Source organism: Pseudoxanthomonas sp. UTMC 1351 (assembly GCF_040948865.1).
In the GTDB taxonomy this organism is placed as follows: Bacteria; Pseudomonadota; Gammaproteobacteria; order Xanthomonadales; family Xanthomonadaceae; genus Pseudoxanthomonas_A.
On record NZ_JAVGJT010000005.1, the window covers coordinates 97,329 to 121,944 of the forward strand.

A 24,616-nucleotide genomic window follows, 5' to 3' on the forward strand; every position below is an offset into this window, starting at 1 on the left:
CCTACAACCGTTTTGTGATCGACGCGACGTTGAAACGGGTTTTCGCATCCGCACACTGATTCAGGCCTGACGGATGTCGTCTACGGACTCCCCAGAACTGACAACTTCAGTGTGCATCCGCGTCGAGAACCGCGCGACTCCTCTCGCAAATCGCGCTAAGCCATCGGCAACTTCAACCCCATTTCTTTCGCACACTGCTTCGCCACCTCATACCCCGCATCCGCATGCCGCATAACGCCGGTCCCCGGGTCGTTCCACAGTACACGTGCAATCCGCTTGTCAGCGGCCTCGGTACCATCGCACACAATCACCACGCCTGAGTGTTGGGAATACCCCATCCCCACTCCGCCGCCGTGATGCAGCGACACCCACGTCGCGCCGCCGGCCACGTTCAACATCGCATTCAACAGCGGCCAGTCGGACACAGCATCGCTGCCGTCCTTCATCGCTTCGGTTTCGCGGTTGGGGGAGGCGACGCTGCCGCTGTCCAGGTGATCGCGGCCGATGACGACGGGGGCTTTGAGTTCGCCGTTGCGGACCATCTCGTTGAAGGCCAGGCCCAGCTTGTCGCGCAGGCCCAGGCCAACCCAGCAGATGCGTGCGGGCAGGCCTTGGAAGCTGATGCGCTCCTTGGCCATGTCGAGCCAGCGATGCAGGTGCGCGTCGTCGGGGATCAGTTCCTTCACCTTGGCGTCGGTCTTGTAGATGTCTTCCGGGTCGCCGCTCAGTGCTACCCAACGGAACGGGCCTACACCACGGCAGAACAACGGACGCACGTACGCCGGTACGAAGCCGGGGAAGTCGAACGCGTTCTTGCAGCCTTCATCCAGGGCCATCTGGCGGATGTTGTTGCCGTAATCGAAGGTGGGGATGCCTTGTTTTTCGAACGCCAACATCGCTTCGACGTGCACGCGCATGGATTGCTTGGCGGCGTCGCGGACCTTCCGCGGGTTCGCCTTTTGATCGGCCAGCCACTGCTCCACCGTCCAGCCGATCGGCAGGTAGCCGTGCACTGGGTCGTGCGCGCTGGTCTGGTCGGTCACCGCATCCGGGCGAACGCCCATGCGAACCAGTTGCGGCAGGATTTCCGCGGCGTTGCCGAGCAGCGCGATGGATTTGGCCTGGCCAGCCTTGGTGTACAGATCAATTCGCGCGAGCGCATCGTCCAGATCGGTGGCTTGTTCATCCACGTAGCGCGTGCGCAGGCGCATGTCGATGCGCGACTGCTGGCATTCGATATTGAGCGAACAAGCGCCAGCCAGCGATGCGGCCAACGGTTGCGCGCCGCCCATGCCACCGAGGCCGGCGGTGAGTATCCAGCGACCGGTCAGATTGCCGCCGTAGTGCTGGCGGCCCATTTCCACAAACGTCTCGTACGTGCCCTGCACGATGCCCTGGCTGCCGATGTAGATCCAACTGCCGGCGGTCATCTGGCCGTACATCATCAGGCCCTTCTTATCGAGCTCGTTGAAGTGCTCCCAGGTGGCCCAGTGCGGAACCAGATTGGAATTGGCGATCAGTACGCGCGGCGCATCGGCATGGGTGGGGAATACGCCCACCGGCTTGCCGGATTGCACCAGCAGGGTCTCGTTGTCTTCCAGGTTGCGCAGTGATTCGAGGATGGCGTCATAGCAGGCCCAGTCACGCGCGGCGCGGCCGATGCCGCCGTAGACCACCAGCGAGGTCGGGTCCTCGGCTACTTCCGCATCCAGGTTGTTCTGGACCATCCGGTATGGCGCTTCGCTGAGCCAGGACTTGCAGCTCAACTCGGTGCCGCGTGGGGCGCGGATGACGCGGGTGGAATCGTGGCGCGGATCGGACATTTGGGCATCCTGATGAAATCGATGTCGGATTATCGCAGGGCCTCACGGCAGCTGTGGCAAACTCGCCGCATGAACCGTCCATCTATCTCCCTACTGCGCGGCCTGCTGGTCGCTGTCTTGTGCGCCTTTGCCGGCACAGCGTTAGCCGAGCCGCCCCGAGCACTGATATTCACCAAGACCGCCGGATTCCGCCACGATTCGATTCCCACCGCGATTGCTGCGTTGCAGCGCGTTATCGAGGAGCAAGGCATGCAGGCGGACGCGACCGAGGACGCCGCCGCCTTCACGCCGCAGAACCTGGCGCGCTACCGCGTGGTGATCTTCGCCAGCACCACCGGCGATGTGTTGGATGCGGCGCAGCAAAACGCGATGGAAGAATTCGTCGACGGCGGCGGCGGTTTCATGGGCGTGCATGCGGCGTCCGATACCGAATACGACTGGCCCTGGTATGCACAGTTGGTGGGCGCCTATTTCCACAGTCATCCCCCGGGCCTGCAAACCACGCGCGTGCTTTTCGACCGCGATGGCATTGCCGAGCAAGGACGCGAATGGAAGGTCACCGATGAAATCTACAACTATCGCGACAACCCGCGAGGACGCGTGCAAGTGATCGCCACGGTGGACGAAAGCGACTACACCGGCGGCACGATGGGCGAGGACCACCCCATCGCGTGGTGTCATGCTTCAGCGAAAGGCCGTGCCTGGTATACGGGGCTTGGGCATGATGTGGCGGTGTTTGCCGACCCGGTGTTTCTGCGGCATTTGGCCAGCGGCTTGCGGTATGCGAGCGGAAAGTCTGGTGATTGCTGAACTCTGAAGAACGCCGATACCCAACAAAATGCCCGTCACATGCGGGCATTTTTTATGTTGAACCTAGAACATTCAATTGTGGGAGCGACGTAAGTCGCGACAGGTAACATGGAAAGCGTCGCGACTTACGTCGCTCCCACAATGAACGTTTGCTTTTCTCAGGCAGTCTACTGAATCGCCGGGTCCAGAAGGCGCAGTGAATGCGCCAGGTCGCGACCGCCGGTGCGCTCCAGTTCTTCGCGCGTGTAAGCCCGGCCTGTGGCATTGGCGCAGCCCTTGCCCTTGGCGTCACGGCGGATGACACGGGAGCCGGTCTGGCGCAAGCAGTTGTGGTCGCTCAAGGGACGGGGCTTGGAGTCGGTGTTCTGATCGGGCGTGCTTTGGCCGACAACGCTCTGGTCAGCGGTGCCCTGATCGGCAACGGTCTGTTGGGGTTCGGCTTGAGGCGTTGCAGGAGCGGGCGACACGGATTGCGCGCCAGCGGCAAACGCCAAAGCTGACAAGAAGACAAACAGGGCGGGACGTTTCATGGGAGCCTCCGGCAGGAGTGAGTGCGATCGGATGGCTTTTTTATACGCCTATTCGGCCGGATCAGCGCAGCGTGGGGCAGCCGGCGTTTAGAGCATGTTATGGCGTCGAGGGGCCTTTTCCTTCGGGGTGACGGTATGTGGCTTAGCTCGTGCATGTCTGAACGTCTGCGCGTTGCGCAGGGCCGGCGCAAAGCGGGCTTTCCCTTCTCCCGGAGGGAGAAGGGAGCCAAACATCAGGCCGGCGGGCACTCCGCCCGCCGTCCGTCACGGAAAGCCTTCACCGCTGCGGCATCGGCAGGTGCCGGGCGGGTGCCGTCGTCGAAAATGACCCGCCACACGCCATCGGCACCGCGCTGCCAGACCGAGCCGAAGCGGCTAAGCGATGTGGCGCCGGTCTTGGGGTCTTCGAACAGAGCCGGGCCGCTGGAATACGCCGTCGTGCCATCGCCGCCCACGGTAACGATAGCCGGGTACCACTCCAGCTTGACGGCCGACCCATCAATGATCCCGGTCCACTCCCGGGTAATGGCGTCACGGCCGCGGGTGGGCTTATTGCCGACGCCGAAGACGGCGTTGGGGTGCAGGTGCTCGGCGAAGGCTCCAGCGTCGTGGTCAGCGACGGACTGGGCGAAGCCGAGTTCGCGGGCCCATACCGCGCATCGTGCATCGCCCGATGGCGTGGATTCCGCGGCCTGCAAGGGCGCGGCAACCATGGCTGCGCACAGCAGTAGCGGGAATCGTAAGCTCGCCGCCATGCGAATCTCTGTCATGCGAATTTCTCCCGAGTCTGCCAAGCTTGCGCATTCGATACATTTTCCGTCGCCTATGCACCTGCCATTTGTCAGGGGGGCGTGGCTCGCATTGCTGCTGTTGCTCAGCGCCTGTGCCACCGCGCCATACCGCCCTGTTGTTACCGGCTCGCCGCCCATTCCATTGCTGCTGATTTCGCTGGATGGCGTCCGTCCGGACTATTTGGAACGCGGCATCACCCCTCATCTTTCGGCCCTGGCGCGCGAGGGCGTGCATGCGAAATGGATGAATCCCTCCTACCCGTCCCTGACTTTTCCCAACCACTACACGCTGGTGACCGGCCTGCGCCCGAACCGTCACGGCATCATCAACAACACGATGTGGGATGAGCACCTGGGCGATTTCACCCTGAGCAACCGCGAGGCGGTGGGCGATGCCCGCTGGTGGAGCGGCGAACCGATCTGGGTCAGCGCCGAAAAAGCGGGCATGCGTACGGCGACGATGTTCTGGCCAGGTTCGGAAGCGGCCGTAGGGGGTGTGCGCCCGTGGCAATGGCGCAAGTTCGACCATCAGATGTCGATCGATCAGCGGGTGGACCAGATATTGGCGTGGTTGTCGTTACCCGCGGCGGAAAGGCCGCAATTGGCGACGCTTTACTTCGAGCATATCGACACCGCCGGCCATGAGGGAGGACCGGATTCCTTAGAAGTCACTGAGGCATTGCGCCAAGTCGATGCTGGCATCGGCAGGCTGATGGCAAGCCTGGAAGCACGCGGACTGCGCGACAAGATCAACATGATTGTCGTGTCGGACCACGGGATGGCCGCCACTTCGCCGCAGCGAACCGTCATCGTGGAAGATCTGATTTCGCCCGAAGACGCCCGCGTGGTGACTACCGGGCAAGTGGTCGGCTTCACTCCAAAGCCTGGACGAGAAGCCGTTGCCGCGCAAAAGCTGCTGGGCAAGCATGGCGCTGTGGAATGCTGGCGCAAACAGGACATGCCTGCGCGCTGGCACTACGGCACGCACCCGCGCATACCACCTATCGTCTGCCAAGCCGACGAAGGCTGGCTGCTGGTCAAGCGCGCAACCTACGAGAAAGGAGTCAGCATAGGCTGGCAAGGCGGCGGCTCGCATGGCTACGACCCGGCGCTACCGTCGATGCGCGCGATCTTCATCGCGCACGGGCCGGCGTTTCGCGAAAGGATGACGGTTCCGGGTTTCGATAACGTCGACGTCTATCCGCTACTAGCGCGCCTGATGGGTGTCTCGCCTGCCGAAAACGATGGCGATGCACAGACGCTGCTGCCCATCCTGAAACCCGCCTCAAAGGAAGAAAGCGATCCCCAGCGTTGATGTCCGAAAACGGTTAGTCAGGGCTGGGAACCGGTGCTAGCCTGCTCCCATGTTCACCGCCTTCGCCCACGCCACCCTGCCCGATCTCCGCGTCTGCGAACAGGCGCGGCTTAGCCGCGATGCTCGCTTCGACGGCCTATTCTTCATTGCCGTCACCACCACGCGCATCTACTGCCGGCCGGTGTGTCCTGCGCCGCAACCCAAACCTACCAACATCACCTACTACCCGAATGCCGCGGCGGCGGAAGCGGCGGGTTTTCGCCCCTGCCTGCGCTGCCGACCGGAGTTGTCGCCCAGCGACGGCGCCTGGCGGCGCGGTGATGCCGCGGTGGCGCGTGCGTTGAAGCTGATCGACGAAGGCGCCTTGGCCGACCAATCGCTGTCGCAACTCGCAGATAAGGTCGGCCTGGGCGAACGCCAGCTGCGGCGTCTATTCAATGATCGGCTGGGCGCCAGTCCCATTGGCGTGCACGGTACGCGGCGGTTGCTGTTCGCCAAGCAGTTGTTGACCGAAACGCGACTGCCGGTGACGCAGGTCGCGATGGCCGCCGGCTTCGGTAGTCTGACCCGCTTCAACACCACATTCCGCGAGGCCTACCGGATGGCGCCGCGCGATCTGCGCAAGCGCACAGAGCTGGCGGCGGAAGACCGTATCGCGTTGCGTCTGGGCTATCGCCCGCCGTACGACTTCATCGCGATGCTGCAATTCCTGCGTGGCCGCGCATTGCCGGGCGTGGAGTTCGTCGACGAAACCAGCTATGCGCGCGTGTTCGGCCCGGCGGAGGCGCCCGGCTGGCTACGGGTGAGCCAGTGGAACGATAAACCGAACGATCACGCATTGAAGCTGGAGCTGCATGGCGCCATGCCTTCGCAGCTGCTGACCATCGTCAACCGCATCCGGCGCATGTTCGATCTGGATGCGGATCCGCAGGCCATCGCCGCCGCGCTATCCGCAGACGAACGGCTGCGCCCGCTGCTGAAAAAGCGGCCAGGCCTGCGGCTACCGAGCGGCTGGGATGGTTTCGAGATCGCGGTACGCGCCATCATCGGCCAGCAGGTCAGCGTCGCCGCCGCACGCACGCTGACGTCGCGGCTGGCGCAACATTTCGGCACCGCGCTGCCGACACCTTTCAGTGCGGAGTTGGCGCATCTGTTCCCCACGCCCGAAGCGCTCGCCGACGCCGATCTGACCTCCATAGGCCTGACTCGCGCCCGCGCGGAAACGGTGCGCACTGTGTCCCGCGCGTTGCTGGACGGCCGGGTGGATTTCCATGCCGAACGCATGCTGGAAGACTTCGTTGCGCGCTGGGTAGCGTTGCCGGGCATCGGCCCGTGGACAGCGAACTACATCGCGATGCGTGCGTTGGGCCATCCGGATGCGTTTCCCGCTGATGACCTGGTACTGCAGAAAGCGGTGCCCACCCAGCCTGACTCCGCGAAGGCGGGGGGTACGCGCATGACCGCAAAAGCACTGACCGCGCGCGCGGAAGCCTGGCGACCGTGGCGTGCCTATGCGGTGATCCAACTGTGGCGCGACAGCATGCCGGCGCCGAAGCCTACGAATGCTTTGTAGGAGCGGCCCTGACCTGTAGGAGCGGCGTCTCGCCGCGAGCTCTCCCGTCAGATCCCAATAGAAGCGAAGAGCTCGCGGCGGGACGCCGCTCCTACAGTAAAAGATGGAATGGAGATTGAAACGTGATCATCTACCGACATATCGAAAGTCCCGTTGGCCCGCTGCTGCTGGCAGCCGATAACAACGCACTTCGCCTCATCGAGTTCCACACACCGCGCCATCCGTATCCGCGCGGGGTGGATTGGCAGGAAGGCGACAACGCGGTGTTGCAGGTCACGGCCACGCAGTTGAACGAATATTTCGCTGGCGTACGCCAGGATTTTGACCTGCCGCTGGGGCCGCAAGGCACCGAATTCCAACGCCAGGTATGGCACACGCTGGCTGCCATTCCCTATGGGCAGACGATCAGCTATTCCGAAATGGCACGTCGCGTTGGCAAGCCGACGGCGACGCGTGCGGTCGGCGCGGCCAACGGGCGCAATCCCATTCCCATCGTGCTGCCCTGCCACCGCGTGATCGGCGCCGACGGCAGCCTCACCGGTTTCGGTGGTGGCCTGCCGACCAAGCAGTATCTGCTGCAGTTGGAAGGTGCGTTGCCGAGTGATGATCTTTTTGGCTGATTGGCCTTGTTGTAGGAGCGGCGTCCCGCCGGGAGCTTTTTGCTTTCGTCGCGATCTGAGGGAAAGAGCTCGCGGCGGGACGCCGCTCCTACGAGAAGCGCATCGTCAGATATCAGCCAACAATTCCTGCAACGTCTGTCGATAACGCGCAGCAATTGCATCGCGATCGTGGTGCCGTCCTTCGGCAACGACTTGCTTGCCATCGACATGCACCTCGCGCACCAGCGGCCGGTTTCCGCTGAATATCCAGCGGTCGACAATATTTTCAGGCCTTGCTCCGGCAAATTCCGGTGCTTCCTCATCCAATATCAGGAAGTCCTCGCTTTCAGGGCCGAATCCAGTGGCGTTGGCTCGGCTATCCATCACGCCCTGCAGTAAGGTTTCCCCAACGCTGGCGGAACGGTCACTGACGGCGATGCTGCGGTGATGTGTGATCAGGCGCTGGCCGTATTCCAGCCAGCGCAGCTCTTCCACCGGCGACACCGAGATGTGCGAATCCGAGCCAATGCCCCAGGCGCCGCCCGCATCCAGATAAGCGCGCAACGGAAACAGGCCATCGCCCAGATTGGCTTCGGTGGTGGGGCAGATCGCCACCGTGGCGCCGCTGCGGGCAATGCCCCGCATTTCCTGATCAGTGAGATGGGTAGCGTGTACCAGCGTCCAGCGTGAGTCGATATCGACATTGCTCAACAGCCATTCGACTGGCCGTGCACCGCGTATTGCCAGGCTGTCCTGCACTTCGCCGATTTGTTCGGCGATATGGATGTGCAAGGGGAAATCTTGTGGCAATGCTGCTAACACTTCACGCATCGCGGCCTCGGGTACGGCGCGCAAGCTGTGGAAAGCGCAGCCAAGCCGCACGTTGTCGTTCCGTTCCGGCATCAAACGATCGATCAAGCGAAGAAACGCTTCGACGTCATGGCCGAAGCGGCGTTGGCGTTCCGACAAGGGGCGGCCATCGAAGCCGCCTGTCATGTACAGCACCGGCAACAGCGTCAGGCGAATGCCGGTGTCGCGTGCGGCTGCGATCAGCGCCTGCGACATCGCAGCCGGATCCGCATAGGGCCTTCCATCCGGTGCGTGATGCAGATAGTGGAACTCGCAGACGCTGGTGTAGCCCGCCTCCAACATCTCGACATACAACTGCGTCGCTACGGCATGCACGCTTTCCGGCGTCATCCGCGCCGCGAAACGGTACATCGTCTCCCGCCAGGTCCAAAAGCTGTCTTCCGGATGCGTCTGCCGTTCCGCCAACCCGGCCATGGCACGCTGAAAGGCATGCGAATGCAGGTTGGGGACACCAGGGACGGCGTAAAGGCTGATGGACCGGAACGATTCGGCCCTGCTCTCAATAGCGGGCTTGGCGGAGAAAGTGTTCATGCCGGGCATTCTCGCCTGCCAGCGGGACGAACGCGATGGCGGAAGGCGCCATCCACCTACTGCGTCCCTCTACAGCATCCCTCTACAATCGCGCCATGAACAACCGACCCGACTTGCGCTGGGATGGCCTGATCGTTGGCGCGCATTTGGCGACGCTGGCCGACGATAGCGGCTACGGCACCATCGAGAACGGCGCCCTGGCTTGGCGCGACGGGACGCTGGAGTTTGTCGGCCGTGCGGCCGACCTGCCTGGCGAGCCGGCGGCATTGGCGCACGAAGTAGTGCACGCCGGCGGCGAATGGCTGACGCCCGGGCTGATCGATTGCCACACCCACACTGTGTTTGCGGGCGACCGCGCCGGTGAATTCGAGCAGCGCTTGCAAGGCGCTAGCTACGAAGATATCGCCCGAGCCGGTGGTGGCATCGTGTCCACGGTACGCGCCACCCGTGACGCCAGCGAAGACGAGCTGTTCGCGCAATCGCTGCCGCGCGCGCGCGCGTTGGTGGCCGATGGCGTGACCACGCTGGAAATCAAATCCGGCTACGGCCTGGATCTGGAGAACGAACGCAAGATGCTGCGGGTGGCGCGGCGTATCGGCCAAGCGCTGCACGTCACCGTCAAGACGACGTTCCTGGGAGCGCACGCACTGCCACCGGAATTCGCCGGCCGCGCGGACGATTACATCGCCGCCGTCTGCCAATGGCTGCCGCAACTGCATGCGGAAGGATTGGTGGATGCGGTCGACGCGTTCTGCGAGCGCATTGGCTTTTCTTCCGAACAGACACGACGTGTATTCGAAACCGCACGCGATTCGGGACTGCCGATCAAGCTGCACGCCGACCAGTTGAGCGATAGCGCAGGCGCGGCGTTGGTCGCGGAATTCGGCGGCTTGTCCGCTGATCACGTGGAATACACCTCGGAATCCGGTGTTGCGGCGATGGCCGAAGCGGGTGTTGTTGCAGTGCTGTTGCCGGGCGCATTTCATGTATTGCGGGAAACAAAATTGCCGCCGCTGGATGCTTTCCGGAAACACAACGTATCGATGGCGGTTGCCACCGACTGCAATCCAGGTACCGCGCCACTGCAATCGCTACGGATGGCCATGTCGCTGGCGTGCACGCACTTCCGGCTGACACCGGAAGAAGCATTGCGCGGCGCTACGGTGCATGCCGCGCGCGCGTTGGCGCTGACCGATCGCGGTGCGTTGCGCATAGGTCAACGCGCCGATTTTGTACGTTGGAGGATCACTCAGCCGGCGCAGCTCGCGTATTGGTTGGGTGGTGACTTGGTGGCTGGCGTCTACGCTGCTGGAAGACGCGTGGATGTTCAGTCTGTCTAGACGTCTTGGTAGCGTTTACTCGATTCAGTAATTTCTCGTCATCCCGGCGTAGGCCGGAGGCGCTTTTCAACAGCCGAATGGCTGGTCATGACGGCTCCGATATAGCCCGACACGAAATGGTTCTAGCCCACAAACAAAAACCCCGGCATAGGCCGGGGTTTTGCGACGGCTGGCCTGACGGCCGGTGCAGCGGACGACTCAGCCCTTGGCAACAGCCTTCTTGGCCACAGCCTTCTTGGCCGGTGCCTTCACGACGGCCTTCTTGGCGGCGGTCGCCGTAGCGCCCACGCCTGCCTTGGCCACCACATGCTTGCGCGCATTGCCGTAGCTGGATACGTAGCGCTTGCCCTTGGCGGTTTTGCGGTCGCCTTTGCCCATTGTCGTTCTCCTGAATTAATGAATTAAGTCCGCGAGGTCTGCGGCGCTTGCGAAGTTTTTCGCTCGCCAGCGCCCTGCGCGAAGGCGGAAAGCCTATCACAGCGCGGCCTGAAAGCCTTTAGCTGCGGGCTAAAAGCCCTGGTCGCGGGCTGAAGCTTCGCGATCGCGGGCTAAAAGCCGTCGGCCATGGCTGAAAACCTTGTTCGCCTGCCGCGGCGTGACGAACTCGCTGGCGCCTAGTGCGCGCAGCTGGCGTCGTGGATGTGCCAGTGGTTCAGCCGCAGGTTCACCAAGTGCGCCAGCCCGACCAGCGTGCCGCCGATGGTCATCACGATAGCGTGCGGTACCGGCGCCTGATGCAGCGGCGCGTACAGCACGCCCGCCCAAAGTGCCGCCAAACCGAACAGCAGCATGCCCAGGGCACGGAAAACCCGGTGCCGGCGATAGCCCCAGATCATGCTGAAAAGCCCCAGCACCGTGACGAACGTGACGAACCCGCGCTCGAAGCTGTCGCCAAGCCAGACCGACAGGCCCAGCGACGGAATCGCCGCCAGCAGCAACGGCGTGAGCGCGCAATGCAGGGCGCAGATGATGGAGCCGGTAGCGCCGAAGCGGTCGAGCAGGCTGTTGAGATGCGATTTCATAAGCAACAAGTATGACTTCCGGGGGAGGGAAGTTTTCAATTTTGGTATAATATAACATTCGTCAAGCCCTCCCAAGTGAGTCCTCCTCCCCACATGAAATCTATCCGTCGTCTGCCCTCGCCCCATCAACTTTCCTGTGCGCTCGCCGTCGCCCTGCTGTCCTGCGCGGTCTCCGGCTGGGCGGCCGATGCCCCTCAGAGCACGAAAGACCTGGATGCCATCGTCGTCACCGCCACACCCTTGAAAGGCAGCGTCGAGTCGCTGGCCACGCCGGTGGAGGTGCTGGTCGGCGAGGAACTGGACCGAAACAAGGCATCCACGCTGGGTGATACGGTCGCCAAGCTGCCGGGCGTGCAGACCACTTATTTCGGCACCGGCGTCGGCCGTCCGATCATCCGCGGCCAGGAAGGCCCGCGCGTGCAGGTGCTGTCCGGCGGCATCGGGTCGATGGACGCCTCCACCGTCAGCGCGGACCACGCGGTCAGCATCGAGCCGTTCCTGGCCGACCAGATCGAAGTACTGAAGGGTCCGGCGACGCTGCTGTTCGGTAGCGGCGCGATCGGCGGCGCGGTCAACGTGGTGGATGGTCGCCTGGCGGACACGCTGCCCGACCAGCCGCTCAGCGGCCGCGCCGAACTGCGCGGCAACACCGTCAATGACGAACGCAGCGGCATGTTCCGCCTGGATGGCGTCAACGGGAACTGGGTGCTGCACGTGGACGGCCTGGTGCGCAATACGGACGACTACGAGATCCCAGGTTTCGCCGCCGTCGAACACGAGGGCGAAGAAGAAGAGGAGGAGGAAGGACACGAGGAGCCCGTCAAGGGCAAACTGCCGAATAGTTCAGTCGAGACCCGCGCGGGCGCTGTCGGTGCGACCTGGCTGGGGGAAAAGGCGTATTTCGGCCTGGCGGCCAGCACTTATCGCACCAACTACGGCATTCCCGCCGGCGCGCATGTGCACCATGAGCACGAGGAAGGGGAAGAGGAAGAAGAAGAGGCCGGGGAAGAAGGCGCGGTGCGCATCGACATGGTGCAGAACCGCCTGGATATGAAAGCCGGCGTCTATAACCCGCTGTCGTTCCTGCAAGCGATCAACGTGCGTGGCGCCTACACCGACTATGAACATGTCGAGCTTGAAGGCGGCCTGCCGGCTACCCGCTTCACCAATCTGGGCCGCGAACTGCGCCTGGAAGCCGTGCAAAAGGAGCTCGCCGGCTGGAACGGCGCATTTGGACTGCAGTACAGCAATAGCGATTTCGGCGCCGTCGGCGAAGAAGCCTTCGTACCCACGACCAATACCGACGCGCTGGGTTTGTTCGTAGTGCAGGAGAAAGACTTCGGGCCGTTGAAGCTGGAGTTGGGTGGCCGTCACGAACAGGTGAAGCTGCAGCCGCAGGGCCACCAGGATCGCGACTTCGACGTGACCAGCTTGTCCGCCGCGGCGATCTGGCGTATCAGTCCGGCCTTCGATCTTCGTTTCGGTCTGGATAGCTCGGAACGCGCACCAACCAATGAGGAACTGTTCGCCGCGGGCACCCACGTTGCAACTCAGTCGGTGGAAATCGGCGACGCCAGCCTGGACAAGGAACGCGGTCGCCGCGCGGAGATCGGCCTGCACGCCCATTCCGATCGGGTCGACTTCAAATTCGCCCTGTACCAGACCAAGTTCAAGGACTTCATCTATCTGGCCGACACCGGCGTCGAGGAAGACCTGCCTGTGCGCCTGTGGACGCAGGATGACGCCACCTTCAAGGGCGCAGAAGCCGAAGCCCGTATCAAGCTGCTGGATTCCGACACCGCGGGCGATTGGGACCTGCGGGTATTCGGCGACACGGTGCGCGCGGAATTGGATGGAAGCGGCACCCGGCAGGTCGAGTTCGATGTTCCTCATGGTGACCACTCGCATCACTATGCGATCGAGCTGATGCAAGGCGGCAATATCCCGCGCATCGCACCGACGCGTTTCGGCGCGGACCTGAATTGGGCGCTAGGTGGCTGGCGCGCTTCCGTTGGCGCGGTGCGTTACGCCAAGCAGGACGACGTGGCGCAGAACGAAGAGCCCAGTCCTGGCTACACGCTCGTGGACGCGCATCTGGCTTACCGCTGGGACCGCAATGCCAGCAGCTGGGAAATCTTCCTGGATGGCAGGAACCTGACCGACAAGGAAGCGCGCCCGCATACGTCACTGCTGCGTGAGTACGCTCCATTGCCGGGACGCGGGGTGGGGTTCGGTATTCGGGCTTATTTCTAAACCCGACTCTCTCCATCACTCCCCCCCTTGCGGCTGCCTTTCCAGGCAGCCGTTTTTTTATTGAATTATGTGTATATGCACCTATAATCGAGCCTCCATCGCCACCCCGTCCGTCCCATGTCTATCGCTGCCGGACTCAGTCCCTGCACCTGCTTCCACCTGCGCCGCGCCACGCGCCGGGTGACCCAGATCTACGACCATGAATTGGCAGCGGTGGATTTGAGCCTCAACCAGTACAGCATTCTGCGGCGCACCCAACGCGGTCCCCGCGTCCTGGGCGAACTGGCCGAAGAACTGGGCATGGACCGCACGACACTCAGCCGCAACCTCAAACCGTTGCTGGTTGGTGGCCTGCTTGGTGAAACGCGCGGCGAAGACGCCCGCCAGCGCCTCATCGTTCTCAGCGATGCCGGCCACGCTCGCCTGAAAGCGGCGATACCGCATTGGCAGCGCGCCCAACAACTTATCGATACCGTGTTCGGGGCGGACGCGGTCGCCCGCCTGCACATCGAACTGGACACTTTGACCGAGCGGCTACGTCCGCACACCGGAGGAGCCGCATGAACGCCGCCACGCCCCGTACGCCCTGGCCGCTGCTGCTCGCGGCCGCCGCCATGCTGATGATCACCATGGGCGCGCGCCAGACGACTGGCCTGTTCGTCGCGCCGATTCACCAGAGCACCGGAATCGGCATAGCGGCAATCAGTTTTGCGCTGGCGATAGGCCAGTTCACCTGGGGCGCGGTGCAGCCGGTGTTCGGCGCGATCGCCGACAAACGCGGCTCCACCGGAGTGCTTGTGTTCGGCGGCATCCTGCTGGCCATCGGGTTGGCATTGACGCCTCTGATGACTTCTCAATTGGGGTTGATGTTCACCTTGGGCCTGCTGACGGCGGCGGGCGCAGGCGCGGGCAGTTTTTCCATCCTGATCGGCGCGACAGCGCAACAGCTGACGCCGGAAAAGCGCTCGTTCGCTGCAGGCTTCATCAATGCGGGCGGTTCGTTGGGTCAGTTCGTTTTTGCGCCATTGGTTCAACTGATGATCAGCGTGGCAGGCTGGGCCACCGCGATGTACGGCTTGGCGGCAGCGTCGCTTCTGGCGATTCCGTTGGCGTGGCCATTGCGGCGTAAAGTCGATACCACTTCCCAAGGTGCCACTGCAGGCGCCAAGGCGGTCGGGGAACTCTCTCTGCGCGAACAGCTGCGCATCGCACTCCGCGACCGCAGCTATTGGATGCTGCACATCGGCTTTTTCACCTGCGGTGTGCACATCGCGTTCCTGGTCACGCATCTGCCCGGCGAAATCGCGCTGTGTGGGTTGCCCGCCAGCGTTTCAGCCGCGTCGATTGCGCTGATCGGTTTGTTCAATGTCGCCGGAAGCCTGGTGGCCGGCGCATTGGGACAACGCATGCGGATGAAGTGGATCCTGGCGGCGATGTACGCCAGCCGCGCCGTGATGATCGGGATCTATCTGCTGTCGCCACCCACGCCGATCACCTTCTACATCTTCGCCGCCGCGCTGGGTTTCACCTGGCTGGCGACAGTGCCGCCGACAGCGGGACTGGTTGGCAAGCTGTTCGGCCCACGCTATCTGGGAACGCTGTTCGGGCTAACGTTGTTGTCGCACCAACTGGGTGGTTTCTTCGGCGCCTGGCTGGGCGGCGTGGCCCTGGAGAAGTTCGGCGACTACAGCTGGATGTGGTACGCGGATATGGCGCTGGCATTGCTGGCCGCGGCCGCCAATCTGCCGATCCGCGAGAAGTCGCCGAAGTTGGCGCTGGCAGCTGCTTGAGGTAGCGAATGTGGGAGCGATGTGAGTCGCGACCGGAAGAATGGCAAAGCCTTGGACACGGATTAACCCGGATGAACACAGATAAAAAATTGATGCTTCTATCCGCGTTGATCCGTGTCTAGAGCTTTAAGTTTCCGGTCGCGACTCACCGGTGCCAGCATGCCGGCACCACTCCCATAACAGCAGCTGATCTCAAGCCGCGCAGCGCGCGCACAGGCCGTGCACTTCCAAGGTTTGCGCTTGCGGTTGGAAACCCAGCGCCTTGGCGCGCTTTTCCAGTTGATCGACGACTTCGCGGTCTTCCAGTTCCACCGCGCTATGGCAGCGGTCGCAGATCAGAAACGGTACCGAATGCTGGGCGCTGTTGGGGTGATGGCAGGCAACGAACGCGTTGACCGATTCCAGCTTGTGCACAAAGCCATTGGCCATCAGGAAGTCCAGCGCACGATAGACCGTGGGCGGCGCGTCGGCGCCTACGCCTTTCTTGCTGCGCACCCATTCCAGCAGGTCGTAAGCCTTCACTGGCTTACCGGCCTCGGCGATCAGCTCCAGCACGCGGGCGCGAATTGGCGTGAGTCTCAGGCCGCGCTCCTGGCACGCGCGCTCAACCGCCACGACGAAGCTCTTGGCGTCGCTGACGTGGTGCTTGGGGTCGGTGCAAGCGTGCTTGGACTTGGAAGGGGACATGGCTAGGGCCTGTTAGGCGGACTCAGGTAACTTGATAAGCGCTGCGCCGATGCGTTTCAAGGCCTCTTCGCGGCCGGCCAGGTAGACCGTCTGGGAAATATCGGGGCTTACCTGGGTGCCGGTGATGGCCACACGCAGCGGTTGAGCCACTTTGCCCATGCCCATGCCCAACTGCTCGGCAGCCGCATGCAGAGCGGCGGATACCGATTCAACGCTCCAATCCGCGGCCTGAGCGAGCAGTTCCTGCGCTTTGGACAACGGTGCGTGCGCCGCAGCGGTCAGGTGCTTGGCGACGGCCGCTTCGTCATAGCTCTCCAGCGGCTGATACCAGACCACCGCGCGTTCGGCCATTTCCTTCAACGTCTGCACGCGATCGCGTAGGGCAACCACAACGTCGGCCGGCTGCGGCCCTTGCGCCGGATCCAGCCCCAGCTTACGCAGCTGATATTCCAGCTGCGGCGCGATGCTGGCCGGATCGTCGGTCTTGAAGTAGTGCTGGTTCAGCCAGCCCAGCTTGGCCATGTCCAGGCGCGCGGCCTTGGAATTAACGTCTTCCACCGAGAACAGATCGATCAGTTCCTGACGGCTGAAGATTTCCTGGTCGCCATGCGACCAGCCCAGACGAGCCAGATAGTTGATCAGCGCATGCGGCAGGTAACCCGCGTCCTTGTACTGCATCACATCGGCCGCACCGGTGCGCTTGGACAGCTTGGCGCCCTGCTCGTCCAGGATCATGGGCATATGCGCGAACAACGGCACAGGCGCGCCGAGCGCCTGATAAATGTTGATCTGCCGCGGGGTGTTGTTGATGTGATCGTCGCCGCGGATGACGTCGGTGATGCCCATGTCCAGATCGTCCACCACCACCGCAAAGTTGTAGGTAGGAAAGCCATCGGGACGGAAGATGACCATGTCGTCCAGTTCGCCGTTGCTGATCTCGATACGGCCCTTGATGCGATCTTCGAACACCACGCTGCCTTCGGTGGGATTCTTGAAACGGATCACCCGGTTGGGATCATCGCGGTACGGTAGATTCTGCTCGCGTGCGCGACCGTCGTAACGCGGCTTGAGGTTGGCCGCCATCGCCGCTTCGCGCATGGCCTCCAACTCTTCCTTGGTTTCGTAGGCGTAGTAGGCCTTGCCGGCAGCGATCAGCTGCTCGGCCACCTCGCGGTAACGGTCGATGCGTTGGGTCTGGTAGATCGGGCCTTCGTCGTAGTCCAGGCCCAGCCAATCCATCGCTTCCAGAATGGCGTCAATGGCCGCCTGGGTGCTGCGCTCGCGGTCAGTGTCCTCGATGCGCAGGATGAACTTCCCACCGCGGTGACGCGCCTCCAGCCAGCAATACAGCGCCGTGCGGGCGCCGCCGATGTGCAGATAACCGGTAGGACTGGGAGCGAAACGGGTGCGGCAGGTCATGAAATCGTCCGGAATTGCTGAATAGCGCGATTTTACCTTGTCGGTAAGGTGGGGCGGTGATGTGGGGATGCGGGGATGCTTCGTCTCCCACTTGACCCGCCATTCGGCTGTTGAAACGCTTCTCAACAGCGAAGCTGGTCAAGCGTAAAGGGGGATCAAGGGGGATTTGCTGTTGCTCTTGGAAGCAAAGCCATAGCAAATCCCCGTAGCCCCCTTCTATAAAGGGGGAAAAAGCAAAATGCCCTTGCCGCTCACCGCTCACCGATCACCCTTTATCATTCGCCCATGACGATCCTCTTCATCTCCGACCTGCATCTGGACGCCGAGCGGCCAACGATCACTGAGTTGTTCGGTGCATTCATGCACCGGGAAGCGCGCCAAGCGGATGCGTTGTACATCCTGGGCGATCTGTTCGAAGCCTGGGTAGGCGACGACGATCCATCGGAAACCGGTGCTTACGTAGCCGATCGGATACGAGAAGTAGTGGATGTAGGCGTGCCGGTATATTTCATCCGCGGCAATCGTGATTTCCTGGTGGGTGATGCGTTCGCGCGCCGTTCCGGCATGCGGATCCTGCCCGATCCTGCGGTTGTGGTGCTGTACGGCAAACCGGTGCTGCTCATGCATGGAGACTTGCTATGCACCGACGACACCGCGTATCAGGCTTTTCGCGCACAAACGCGCAACCCCGAATGGCAGCAGCAGTTCCTATCGCAGCCATTGGCGGCGCGGCTCGCATTCGCCGCTCAGGCGCGGGCGGCCAGCCAGGCGCGCCAGCAAGGGATGAAGCATGAGGACCGTGCACAGTTCGAAACGGTGACCGACGTGGCACCCGTGGCGGTGGACGCACTGTTTGCACGCTATGGCATCGATACGCTGATTCATGGGCACACTCATCGTCCGGCGATTCACGACCTGAGCGTTGGCGACCGCACCTGCCAGCGAATCGTACTGGGCGATTGGTATGAGCAGGGGTCGGTGTTGCGGGTGGAACCAGATGGAATGATGTTAGAGAGTTTGTAATTCCCGACTCTTGTAGGAGAGCCGTCTCGGCGCGAGCTCTTTCCGTCAGATCGCGGTGAACGACGAAAAGCTCGCGCCGAGACGGCGCTCCTACAGGTTTATCGGGTCTCGGCTTGCAACGCCGCCAACTCATCCTCATCGAAGCCGGCCGCCAATCTCGCTTCGAGGTTGAACGGTCTGTGCAGATAGCCACCGGCATATTCCTTCAGCAGCTCGCGGAAACGCACGCGCGGCTCGACGCCGGCGCGTTCGCAATACCAGCGGAACCAGCGCGAACCCGCGGCGACGTGCGCGATTTCCTCGCGCAGGATGATTTCAAGGATATCGGCGGTAGCGTCATCGCCAAGCGCACGCAGTTTGACGATCATGCCCGGCGTCACGTCCAGGCCGCGCGCCTCCAGCACACGAGGCACCAGCGCCATTCGCGCCAACCCGTCGTGCGCGGTTTTCTCGGTCATTTCCCACAAACCGTTGTGCGCATCGAAATCGCCATAGTCGAAACCCAGCTCACGCAGGCGATCACGCAACAAGACGAAGTGACGGGATTCGTCGTTGGCGACTGCGACCCAATCGGCATAGAACCCCGCAGGCAATCCACGGAAGCGGTAGACCGCATCCCAGGCCAGATCGATGGCATTGAGTTCGATATGGGCGATGGCGTGGATGAAGGCAGCTCTACCCTCCTGGCTGCCCAGACCTCGACGCGGCAGGTCGCGAGGGTGAACCAAGAGCGGCCGCGATGGGCGGCCTGGCGTACCAATAGGCTGCGGTGGTGGTGCGTCTTCCGGCATCACTAAGCCGGCAACCGCGAATTCGCCGGCATAGGCTTGCGTTAGTGCGACCTTGTGATCGACCGACGCTGCGTCGAGGCAGTTGCGTGCGGCTTCAAAGAGACTAGGACGCTTACCGGTCTTCGTGGCGCCGGAGAGATCATTGGTTTCGGGAACAACAGATCGCATCGCCAACACCCTGCTCAGACAGAACCTGCGGCTGCGGGCACTTCTCCGGAATCCACGGCGCGGTAAGCGGCCAGCCGCTGTTCCAGCGTACCGGTATGCAGCTCGAACAAGTGGTTGTCGAAATCATAGAAATAAATCGACTGTCCCTCGCCCATGATGCGGCCACGCGGCTGCCGTATCTCCACACCAAGGGCAGACAGTTTGGCTACGTAGTCCGGCAGATCGGATTCCTGTACCGAAAAGGCGACATGCTGATAGGACCTTTCGCTCGGAGGCTCTCCCTGCATTGCAGCAATCCATATTCCGCCCAGCAGAAAGAATTTCTCCGGCGAAACCGAATGCGGGTGAGCACCGCTATCGTAGACCTGGCGCGCCCCCAGCCCTTGGCATAGCAACACCGCCATGCGCTCTAGATCGCGCACGATGAAGGTGATATGGCTAATGCCCTGCATTAGGCGCGGATTACGACACCCGGCGCTTACGCTTGGCTTCGTCCGAGCGCATGTGTTCTATGCGCTCGAAATAACCCGCTTCGATACCAGTGACGTATTCACCATCGAAACACGATGAATCGAAATTGGCGAGGCTGGGATTGCCTTCACGCACCGCCGCTTCCAGGTCTTCCAGGTCCTGGTAGATCAGCCAGTCGCAGCCCAGCAGCTTCTCGATCTCTTCGATGCTGCGGTCATGCGCGATTAGTTCGTCCGCGGCCGGCATGTCGATGCCATAGATGTTGGGATGGCGAACCGGCGGTGCCGCTGAGGCCAGGTAGACCTTGCGCGCACCGGCGTCGCGCGCCATCTGCACGATCTGCTTGGAGGTGGTGCCGCGCACGATGGAATCGTCCACCAGCAGCACGACGCGGTTACGGAATTCCAGGTTGATGGGATTGAGCTTGCGGCGCACCGACTTCACCCGTTCGCCCTGCCCCGGCATGATGAACGTGCGGCCGATATAGCGATTCTTGATGAAGCCTTCCCGGTACTTCACACCCAGCACGTTGGAAATTTCCAACGCGGCGTCGCGCGAGGTATCGGGAATGGGAATGATGGTGTCGATGTCGTGATCGGGGCGCAGGCGGAGGATCTTCTCGCCCAGCTTCACGCCCATGCGCATGCGCGCCTTGTGCACCGAGACGTTGTCGATCATCGAATCCGGGCGCGCGAAATACACGTACTCGAAGATGCACGGCGCGTGGCCTTCCGGTTCGGCACAGATTTCGGAGAACAGCTCGCCACGCGCGGTGATGACAATGGCCTCGCCCGGCTGCACGTCGCGCATCCGCTGGAAACCCAGGACATCGAGCGCGGCGGATTCGGAAGCAACGATGTACTCGGTGCCTTCATTGTTCTCGCGCTTGCCCAGCACCAGCGGGCGAATCCCGTGCGGGTCGCGGAAAGCCACCAGACCCAGGCCCAGCACCACGCTGACGACCGCATAGCCGCCACGGCAGCGCCGGTAAACGCCCGCCACGGCACGAATGGCCGTCTCCGGGCTGAGCGTGCGCTGCATGTCCAACTCATGCGCGAACACGTTCAGCAACACTTCGCTGTCTGAGTCGGTATTGATGTTGCGGCGGTCTTCGGCGAACACATCCTGGCGCAGCGCGTCGGTATTGATCAGGTTGCCGTTGTGCGCCAGTGCGATGCCATAGGGCGAATTCACGTAGAAAGGCTGCGCCTCGTCCATGCCTTCCGAGCCGGCCGTCGGGTAGCGGCAGTGCGCGATGCCGACGCGGCCTTCAAGGATGCTCATGGCCTTAGGATTGAAGACGTCCCGTACCAGCCCGTTGTCCTTGTGCACGCGTAGCCGAGTGCCGTCGGCGGTGGCGATGCCGGCGGCGTCCTGGCCGCGATGCTGGAGGACGGTCAGCCCGTCATAAAGCTGTCCGGCAACATTCTGGTTGCCGACGATACCGACGATACCGCACATGGTTTGGCGCTCTCCGCTTAGGGCTGTTTAGGCTTTGGCCTTGCCTGGCCGCTGGATTCGATGTTGGCGGGATCCGACTCGCCCGTCCTGACTTTTGCCGGATCCGGTCCGGCCGGCCCCTCCACCGAGGGCGGCAGGGGCGCAGGCTTGAGCGCCTGAGACATTGCTTGTTGCAACGCCGGCAGGGATTCAACCCCGCCATTATCGCCTGTCAGCGGGTTGCTGGGCAGGTTTATTTCCGGCACAGACCAATCCGGCAGCTTGGCGCGCATCCACCCGGCGACGGGCGAGAGCAGCGGCAAAACTTGTGACTGCTGCCAGGAGGGTTCGCGCACCAGAGGCGTGAAGCCCATCAGCAGGACCAGCACACAAGCAAAGAACGCACCGCGCAATACTCCCAAACCGAAGCCCAGCGCGCGATCCGTGCCGGACAGATTTGTGGACCGAACCAGCGATTTCAAGATCATTCCGATCAGGCCGACGAATACAAGAACGCCGACGAAGGTCAGCGCATAGCCGCCGAATACCTCCGAAGCCGTGGGCGTTCCGTCATCCGACAACCATAGTCCGGCATCTGCACCAAACTGAAAGCTTGCCCAACCGCCCAGCAGCCATGCGGCCGTCGAAACCACGATACCCACAAATCCGCGAAACAAGCCAAGCAGCGCGGATACGCCGACGATCGTCAGTAGCACCAGATCGATCATGCGGCGGGCGATCCGGGTGGGAATGTGGCCCGACCGAGAGGAGCGCGCGCGCTAGCGCTGTCGTGGTTCATCATTTGCATTTCCCCTGTGCCAGCTGATGTCGCTCTCTCGCCGGCTGCCGCACCGTCACGGGTGCGGACGCACCATACCGTTGATACCGAACTTGGCCGCCACCTGCGATTTCAGCTTTTCGGCGTCGGCGCGGCTGGCAACCGGCCCTACTCGCACTCGGTTCAATGCACCCTTGTCGGTGCGGACCTGTTCGACGAAAGCACTGAAGCCACCGGCGCGGACCTTGTCGCGCAAAGCGTTGGCATCAGCCGCATTGGCGAAGGCACCCAGTTGCACCGCAAAACCGACATTCGAAGCAGCCGGCGTACTGGCTGTCGCCGTCGCCGTCGAAGCAGCGGGTTTCGCAGCAGGCTTGGTCTCCGCTGGCTTTGCCGCCGTGGTACTCGTCGCCGGCTTGGCAGGCTCGGGCGGCAGTGCCTGCGTCGTTACCGCCGGTGTAGCGGCGGCTGGCGCGGGCACTGAAGCGGTTGAAGCCGCTGCGGGAGCCGCCGTCGCGTTCAGCACCACGACCTCGGCTTTGACGTCGTTGCGTACCTGCACCGCCCGCAGACGCGCGGATTCGGCCGCTGCCCGGTCGGCGTAAGGTCCGATACGAACGCGGTACGCGGTCTTGCCGTTGATCGTGGCCGGCTCTTGGTAGCTCGGCAGCTGCGCCTGCTTCAAACGCGCGATCACCGCATCGGCATCGGCGGTGGACGCATAGGCGCCAAAACTGACCGCGAAATCGCCCGCCGCATCGGTGGCCGGCAACATTTCCCCGCCTGTAGCGGGTGCACTGTCGGTAGCGGGATTGGCCCGCGCACTGTCAGCGTTGGCGGGTGCGGCGCCCTTCAGTCCAACGGCACCGCTATTGGGCACATTGCCGGGCGCCACCAGAGGTAGTTCCCGGGTTTCGTACTGCCCGTCGGGTGCCTGGGGTACATCCAGCGGCACATCGGAAACCCCGCTGTCCGGCGCGGGCCCCTTGATCAACATCGGCAGGAAAATGACGGCCAGCGCCACCAGTACGACGGCGCCAATGAGACGCTGTTTGAGAGCAGTATCCATCCAAGTCCATGAAGCGATGCGGCAGGAGTGCCGCGATTATACGCGGCGCACGTGGGCCATCCCGGTTACGGAACTGAATGCAGCGATACCAACGCCTCGGCAGCGGTATGGAATGAACCAAATACCAGCACACGGCCGCCAGGTTGCGAAGCCGCGATAGCCGCCTCAAGGGCCTGCCGTACAGTGACATGGCGTTCGCCGTCCGCCGCCGCGGTTCCGGTTAGCCGCGCCGCCAGTGTTTCCGCATCCTGCCCGCGCGGCCCTGCGTCCTCCAGGCCGGCCAGATACCAGTGTTTGATCCCTTCGAAGGCAGCCACGACGCCTGCCACATCTTTGTCGGACAAGGCCGCGAATACCGCCCGGGTCTCGCCTTCATCTGGCTGCGCCTGCAACCAGGCGTTCAGTTCACGCGCCGCCTGCGGGTTGTGGCCTACGTCCACCACCACTTCCACGCCCGCATGCTGAAAGCGTTGCAATCGTCCGGGCAGCGAGGCCGCGGCCACGCCGGCGGCGAATGCGGGCTCTGGAACCACCGCCTCCAACGCGCGCAATGCGGCAATTGCGGTGGCGGCATTAGCGCGTTGAACGGGTGCTGCCAGCGTGGGATTGGGCAGAGTCAATTCGGCGCCTACTTCACGCCAGCGCCAATGATCTTGATCGATGGGTTCGTGAAAGAAATCGCTGCCCAGACGGATAGCATTGGCGCCGATAGCATATGCATGACGCAAGACACTGGAGGGCGAATCGATTTCACCCAGCACCAGTGGTTTCCACGGGCGCGCGATGCCGGCTTTCTCGTAACCGATCTTCTCGCGGTCCTCGCCCAGCCAATCGATATGGTCGATGTCGACGGTGGTGATGACCGCCACATCGGGGTCTATCAGATTGACGGCGTCGAGGCGTCCACCGAGTCCAACCTCCAACACCGCCAAGTCGAGTTCCGCTCTCTGGAACAGCCATAGCGCCGCCAGCGTGCCGAATTCGAAGTAGGTCAGCGGGATGGCCTTTGCGTCTAGCGCCACCTCCGTATCGGCCGCAGCGAATGCTCCGGGTGCGCGCGCACCGCTGTCCGCGTCGCTGGCATTGTCCAAACTTCGCCGTACCCTCTCCCCAACCCCTCTCCCGGAGGGAGAGGGGCTCAAACGTGCCGCTTCCACCACCTCGAAAGCGTCCACCAGTTCTTCATCGCTGGCTGATTGGCCATCGATGCGCACGCGCTCGTTGTAGCGCAGCAGATGCGGCGACGTGTAGGTGCCGACGCGCCAACCCGCTGCACGTGCAATGGATTCGATGAAAGCGACCGTCGAGCCTTTACCGTTGGTACCACCGACGGTAACGACATACTTCGCGGGCTTTTCCAAGCGCATGCGCGAGGCGACTTCGCGCACGCGGTCCAATCCCATCTCGATGGACTTGGGATGTTGCTGCTCGATGTAGGCGAGCCAGCCGTTGAGGTCTCGTTTCATGGCCCTGCCCATCGCCTTTCTTCACTACCATCCACCATGCGCGATACCCGCTTCTAG

General features: G+C 62.7%; 23 protein-coding genes. 9 read left to right on the top strand and 14 right to left on the bottom strand.

What is annotated here, in order from left to right:
* Positions 1-155 precede the first annotated feature (155 nt).
* The gene (gene hutU / locus AB6O04_RS03490; protein WP_368562343.1) at positions 156-1,823 is read right to left on the bottom strand and encodes a urocanate hydratase; all 1,668 of its coding nucleotides are present in this window, start codon (positions 1,821-1,823) and stop codon (positions 156-158) included.
* A gap of 69 nt (positions 1,824-1,892) precedes the next feature.
* Here hutU and AB6O04_RS03495 point away from each other — a divergent pair, with 69 nt between their 5' ends.
* Positions 1,893-2,633 carry a ThuA domain-containing protein gene (locus AB6O04_RS03495; RefSeq protein ID WP_368562344.1) on the top strand — a complete coding sequence of 247 codons (741 nt, stop codon included), beginning with the start codon at positions 1,893-1,895 and terminating at the stop codon, positions 2,631-2,633.
* Positions 2,634-2,800: 167 nt separating this feature from the next.
* Here AB6O04_RS03495 and AB6O04_RS03500 read toward each other — a convergent pair whose 3' ends face one another.
* Together AB6O04_RS03500 and AB6O04_RS03505 are read right to left on the bottom strand one after the other, a co-directional pair.
* Positions 2,801-3,163, bottom strand: a complete 363-nt coding sequence (locus tag AB6O04_RS03500) for a hypothetical protein (protein WP_368562345.1) — start codon at positions 3,161-3,163, stop codon at positions 2,801-2,803.
* Positions 3,164-3,396: 233 nt separating this feature from the next.
* On the bottom strand, positions 3,397-3,933 hold the full coding sequence (locus AB6O04_RS03505) for a DUF4440 domain-containing protein (RefSeq protein WP_368562346.1): 537 nt from the start codon (positions 3,931-3,933) through the stop codon (positions 3,397-3,399).
* Here AB6O04_RS03505 and AB6O04_RS03510 point away from each other — a divergent pair.
* From AB6O04_RS03510 to AB6O04_RS03520, 3 genes are all read left to right on the top strand, one after another.
* On the top strand, positions 3,932-5,269 hold the full coding sequence (locus AB6O04_RS03510; RefSeq protein ID WP_368562348.1) for an ectonucleotide pyrophosphatase/phosphodiesterase: 1,338 nt from the start codon (positions 3,932-3,934) through the stop codon (positions 5,267-5,269). The two genes, AB6O04_RS03505 and AB6O04_RS03510, sit on opposite strands and share 2 nt — an antisense overlap.
* A 49-nt stretch (positions 5,270-5,318) precedes the next feature.
* Entirely contained in the window at positions 5,319-6,842 is a 1,524-nt protein-coding gene (locus AB6O04_RS03515) for an AlkA N-terminal domain-containing protein (protein WP_368562349.1), read from the top strand.
* A gap of 122 nt (positions 6,843-6,964) precedes the next feature.
* The gene (locus AB6O04_RS03520; RefSeq protein WP_368562350.1) at positions 6,965-7,462 is read left to right on the top strand and encodes a methylated-DNA--[protein]-cysteine S-methyltransferase; all 498 of its coding nucleotides are present in this window, start codon (positions 6,965-6,967) and stop codon (positions 7,460-7,462) included.
* Positions 7,463-7,567: 105 nt separating this feature from the next.
* On the opposite strand, the gene AB6O04_RS03525 is transcribed toward AB6O04_RS03520, so the two are convergent.
* Entirely contained in the window at positions 7,568-8,842 is a 1,275-nt protein-coding gene (locus AB6O04_RS03525) for a formimidoylglutamate deiminase (RefSeq protein ID WP_368562351.1), read from the bottom strand.
* 95 nt (positions 8,843-8,937) lie between these two features.
* Between AB6O04_RS03525 and hutI the strand changes: the two genes are divergently transcribed.
* On the top strand, positions 8,938-10,182 hold the full coding sequence (gene hutI / locus AB6O04_RS03530) for an imidazolonepropionase (RefSeq protein ID WP_368562352.1): 1,245 nt from the start codon (positions 8,938-8,940) through the stop codon (positions 10,180-10,182).
* Between the two features lie 198 nt (positions 10,183-10,380).
* Here the strand turns inward: hutI and AB6O04_RS03535 are convergent, their stop codons facing one another.
* On the bottom strand, positions 10,381-10,560 hold the full coding sequence (locus AB6O04_RS03535; protein ID WP_368562354.1) for a 30S ribosomal protein THX: 180 nt from the start codon (positions 10,558-10,560) through the stop codon (positions 10,381-10,383).
* Between the two features lie 236 nt (positions 10,561-10,796).
* Positions 10,797-11,204 (bottom strand): MerC domain-containing protein, encoded by a 408-nt coding sequence (locus tag AB6O04_RS03540; protein WP_368562356.1) that lies wholly within the window; start codon positions 11,202-11,204, stop codon positions 10,797-10,799.
* Positions 11,205-11,297: 93 nt separating this feature from the next.
* On the opposite strand from AB6O04_RS03540, the gene AB6O04_RS03545 reads away from it, so the two are divergent.
* From AB6O04_RS03545 to AB6O04_RS03555, 3 genes are all read left to right on the top strand, one after another.
* Positions 11,298-13,457, top strand: a complete 2,160-nt coding sequence (locus tag AB6O04_RS03545; protein WP_368562358.1) for a TonB-dependent receptor — start codon at positions 11,298-11,300, stop codon at positions 13,455-13,457.
* Positions 13,458-13,574: 117 nt separating this feature from the next.
* On the top strand, positions 13,575-14,021 hold the full coding sequence (locus tag AB6O04_RS03550) for a MarR family winged helix-turn-helix transcriptional regulator (protein ID WP_368562360.1): 447 nt from the start codon (positions 13,575-13,577) through the stop codon (positions 14,019-14,021).
* Positions 14,018-15,247 (top strand): MFS transporter, encoded by a 1,230-nt coding sequence (locus AB6O04_RS03555; RefSeq protein ID WP_368562362.1) that lies wholly within the window; start codon positions 14,018-14,020, stop codon positions 15,245-15,247. The genes AB6O04_RS03550 and AB6O04_RS03555 overlap by 4 nt, the downstream gene beginning before the upstream one ends.
* Positions 15,248-15,439: 192 nt before the next feature.
* On the opposite strand, the gene AB6O04_RS03560 is transcribed toward AB6O04_RS03555, so the two are convergent.
* Complete coding sequence (locus AB6O04_RS03560; RefSeq protein WP_368562364.1) at positions 15,440-15,934, bottom strand: transcriptional repressor; 495 nt, start codon at positions 15,932-15,934, stop codon at positions 15,440-15,442.
* A gap of 12 nt (positions 15,935-15,946) precedes the next feature.
* A complete protein-coding gene (gltX, locus tag AB6O04_RS03565; RefSeq protein WP_368562366.1) occupies positions 15,947-17,353 on the bottom strand; it encodes a glutamate--tRNA ligase in 1,407 nt (468 codons plus the stop codon).
* Between the two features lie 285 nt (positions 17,354-17,638).
* Between gltX and lpxH the strand changes: the two genes are divergently transcribed.
* On the top strand, positions 17,639-18,376 hold the full coding sequence (lpxH, locus tag AB6O04_RS03570; protein ID WP_368562368.1) for a UDP-2,3-diacylglucosamine diphosphatase: 738 nt from the start codon (positions 17,639-17,641) through the stop codon (positions 18,374-18,376).
* Between the two features lie 98 nt (positions 18,377-18,474).
* Here the strand turns inward: lpxH and AB6O04_RS03575 are convergent, their stop codons facing one another.
* From AB6O04_RS03575 to AB6O04_RS03600, 6 genes are all read right to left on the bottom strand, one after another.
* Complete coding sequence (locus AB6O04_RS03575; RefSeq protein ID WP_368562370.1) at positions 18,475-19,335, bottom strand: ferritin-like domain-containing protein; 861 nt, start codon at positions 19,333-19,335, stop codon at positions 18,475-18,477.
* A 14-nt stretch (positions 19,336-19,349) separates the two neighbouring features.
* Positions 19,350-19,787, bottom strand: a complete 438-nt coding sequence (gene fosX / locus AB6O04_RS03580; RefSeq protein WP_368562372.1) for a FosX/FosE/FosI family fosfomycin resistance hydrolase — start codon at positions 19,785-19,787, stop codon at positions 19,350-19,352.
* 10 nt (positions 19,788-19,797) lie between these two features.
* The gene (gene purF / locus AB6O04_RS03585) at positions 19,798-21,267 is read right to left on the bottom strand and encodes an amidophosphoribosyltransferase (RefSeq protein WP_368562374.1); all 1,470 of its coding nucleotides are present in this window, start codon (positions 21,265-21,267) and stop codon (positions 19,798-19,800) included.
* A gap of 17 nt (positions 21,268-21,284) precedes the next feature.
* Entirely contained in the window at positions 21,285-21,974 is a 690-nt protein-coding gene (locus AB6O04_RS03590; protein WP_368562376.1) for a CvpA family protein, read from the bottom strand.
* A gap of 126 nt (positions 21,975-22,100) precedes the next feature.
* Positions 22,101-23,093, bottom strand: coding sequence for an SPOR domain-containing protein (locus tag AB6O04_RS03595; RefSeq protein ID WP_368562378.1), 993 nt, complete (start codon positions 23,091-23,093; stop codon positions 22,101-22,103).
* A 65-nt stretch (positions 23,094-23,158) separates the two neighbouring features.
* Positions 23,159-24,559 (bottom strand): folylpolyglutamate synthase/dihydrofolate synthase family protein, encoded by a 1,401-nt coding sequence (locus AB6O04_RS03600; protein ID WP_368562379.1) that lies wholly within the window; start codon positions 24,557-24,559, stop codon positions 23,159-23,161.
* Between the last annotated feature and the right edge of the window lie 57 nt (positions 24,560-24,616).